Source organism: Prevotella sp. P5-126, from assembly GCF_002251185.1.
In the GTDB taxonomy this organism is placed as follows: Bacteria; Bacteroidota; Bacteroidia; order Bacteroidales; family Bacteroidaceae; genus Prevotella.
This window is the reverse complement of sequence record NZ_NPIZ01000117.1, coordinates 1-2,974: the sequence shown is the minus strand read 5'-3', so window position 1 is coordinate 2,974 and position 2,974 is coordinate 1. Positions and strand designations below refer to the sequence as shown.

The 2,974-nt window shown below is 46.1% G+C and carries 3 protein-coding genes; all 3 read left to right on the top strand.

Annotated elements, in window-relative coordinates:
- Positions 1 to 516 precede the first annotated feature (516 nt).
- The 3 genes from CIK90_RS13560 (at position 517) to CIK90_RS13550 (ending at position 2,741) form a co-directional block, all read left to right on the top strand.
- Positions 517 to 909, top strand: coding sequence for a CidA/LrgA family protein (locus CIK90_RS13560; protein ID WP_094390613.1), 393 nt, complete (start codon positions 517 to 519; stop codon positions 907 to 909).
- On the top strand, positions 902 to 1,597 hold the full coding sequence (locus CIK90_RS13555; RefSeq protein WP_094465894.1) for an LrgB family protein: 696 nt from the start codon (positions 902 to 904) through the stop codon (positions 1,595 to 1,597). The genes CIK90_RS13560 and CIK90_RS13555 overlap by 8 nt, the downstream gene beginning before the upstream one ends.
- A gap of 172 nt (positions 1,598 to 1,769) precedes the next feature.
- Positions 1,770 to 2,741, top strand: coding sequence for a Gfo/Idh/MocA family protein (locus CIK90_RS13550; RefSeq protein WP_094465893.1), 972 nt, complete (start codon positions 1,770 to 1,772; stop codon positions 2,739 to 2,741).
- Positions 2,742 to 2,974: the final 233 nt, after the last annotated feature.

Here is a 2,974-nt window from a genome sequence, read left to right as displayed (position 1 = left end):
ACATAAATCATGTGCCTTAAGAACAACTCCATGATTTTAAGAAGAGATAAAAAGTCTTATAAATGAAGTCGAGTATTCCAAGGATAATAGGATGTGATATGATAGGAAATTAAATGTATTATGTAAATAAAATATCCAATGTAAAATAGGAGTATAACCCCATACTTGTAGAGCGTGACGTTATCTCGGCTGGCGATTGGCGTTCTCTCGGCCGGCGATTGGCGTTCTCTCGGCCGGCGATTGACGTTCTCTCTGCCGGCGATTGGCGTTCTCTCGGCCGGCGATTGGCGTTCTCTCAGCCGGCGATTGACGTTCTCTACAAAGGAGATCGACATTATTGTCTTTGCTTTCATTTGATGCCAATAATCTCTCCTTGTCATTTTACACCAGCAGATGGTCAGGAGATGGTTTGAAAATTAGTGGGGATGGATGTGTGTCATATCAGAAATTTTATATACCTTTGCACTCGATTACAGTTTTAGAATGTTTTAGGATAACTTTTCGCTTAGTAAATTTATGGTTAGACAATGCTTCATCCTCTTTGGATGTATGGCTTTGGGTGAGTTGATAACTACGCTCACTGGAGTGAAACTACCTTCCAGCATCATCGGTATGCTGTTGCTCACGCTGCTGTTGAAGGTAAAAGTGATTAAACTGGAATGGGTAAGAGGGCTTACCGACTTTCTCATTGCCAATCTGGGATTCTTCTTTGTGCCACCTGGCGTCGCGCTGATGTTACACTTCGATCTGATTAGGGCTGAGCTTGTGCCCATCATCGGAGCAACACTGGTAAGCACAGCTTTGGTACTACTCGTTACGGGACACACACATCAGATGGTGGCCAAGGGCGAGAAGAAGATAACTAACGTGATCAAGGACAAAATGGAGGAAAGGAGCAAACATGATTGAACAGATAGTAACCAACCAGTATTTTCTTCTGGCGCTGACTTTCGGCATCTACCAAGGTGCAAAAATGCTGCAACACCGCACGCAATCCATCCTGCTCAACCCGATACTCATAACGATCGGTTTAGTAATTGTGTTTCTCAAAGTCTGCGACATTCCTTATGACACCTATCACGAAAGCGCCAAGATGATAGACTTCTGGCTCAAACCCGCAGTGGTGGCACTTGGTGTGCCGCTGTATCTGCAACTCTCGCAGATCAAAAAGCAGATTGTGCCAATACTGGCCTCGCAGATGATGGGCTGTGTAGTCGGTATTATCAGTGTAGTAGTGACCGCACGAATGCTTGGTGCCTCACGTGAAGTAGTGGCATCGCTCGCCAGTAAGTCGGTGACCACGCCGATAGCGATGGAGGTGACTCAGGCGTTGGGCGGAATACCATCGCTCACGGCAGCCATCGTCGTGATAACCGGTCTGATAGGCGGTGTGGTGGGATTTAAACTCATGGCGGTAGGACATATATACAATCCTATGGCTAAGGGACTGTCGATGGGTGCGGCATCGCATGCTGTGGGCACCTCGGTAGCCATGGAACGCGACGAGTTTGTGGGGGCTTATGCCAGCCTTGGCCTCACGCTCAATGGCATACTGACCGCCATACTGACACCCACCATCGTTGAACTGATGAGCTGATACTGTCTTGCGAGATTCATGGCTTGGTTTGTGCATAACACCAATCTGTCATTAGGGAGAATTATGCTTTTTTAGAAAGAAAAAAGATAGTATTACGAAAAGATTGAGTATATTTGCATGAGAAATGAGGTGAGGGAAACTCCCCATTTGGATTAAAACTTTAAAAGTTACTATGCGATTAGGAATCATTGGAGCAGGGTGGATAGCTCAAAAGATGGCAGAGGCACTTGCCAACAAACCACATGGATGTGAGTGTTATGCTGTGGCTTCACGCTCACTGGAAAAGGCTGAAGCTTTTGCCAAACAGTTCTATATAAATAAGGTGTATGGATCTTACGAAGAACTGGTCAGCGATCCTGCGGTGGATATCGTTTATATCGCCACCCCTCACTCTCATCATTATCCTCATGCCCGTTTGGCTCTTGAACACGGAAAACCCTGTTTGGTGGAGAAAGCCTTTACTGCCAATGCCTGCGAGGCAGAACAGCTGTTGGCTTTGGCTCATGAGAAGGGACTCTTCATTACTGAGGCGATATGGACCCGTTATATGCCATTGTCGCATCGGGTGAAGGAGATTATGGATTCTGGCGTGATAGGTGAACCGCGTGTTCTGACAGCCACCTTATGTTATATGATGGAACAGAAAGAGCGTATCGTGCGCCCTGAACTGTGTGGCGGTGCATTGCTCGACCTCGGAGTCTATTGCTTGAATTTTGCACGTATGTATTTCGGTACAGATATTTGTCGCATGGTAAGCAATGTGCATAAGAGTGACACAGGAGTTGACATGCACGAGAGTATCTCGCTCTCATACCGTGATGGTCGTATGGCCAATCTCCAGTCGGGAGCTCTGTGTCTGAACGACCGCCAAGGCATTATCAGTGGCACGGAGGGTTACATTCGTGTGGATAATATCAACTGTCCAGAACTGATAGAGGTTTATCGCAACTATCAACTTGTCGCCTCTTACCATAAACCAGCAGATATGGTTAATGGCTATGAGTATCAAGTCATCGAATGTCAACGCTGTTTAGAGGCAGGACTCCTTGAATCGCCTATGATGCCTCACGCAGAGACACTTGCCATTATGCGACAGATGGACGCGCTGAGGAAAGAGTGGGGCGTGCATTACCCGATGGACTGATGGATGATGTGTATGGCAGATAGACAATGCCTGACGCTGCGATAGAACAGACCGAATGATAAATGGGGTATAACCCCTATGAAAAAGTATATAAAGTTGTTAAACAATAAAAAGTTGCCGAAAAGTTTGGCAGTTTCATTTTTATTTATCAATTTTGCACCGACATTTGCAAGTTGCCCAACTCGCTTGGGCTTCTGAGCCAATAGAGTTTGGCTCCGCATTTGTCTCTATTT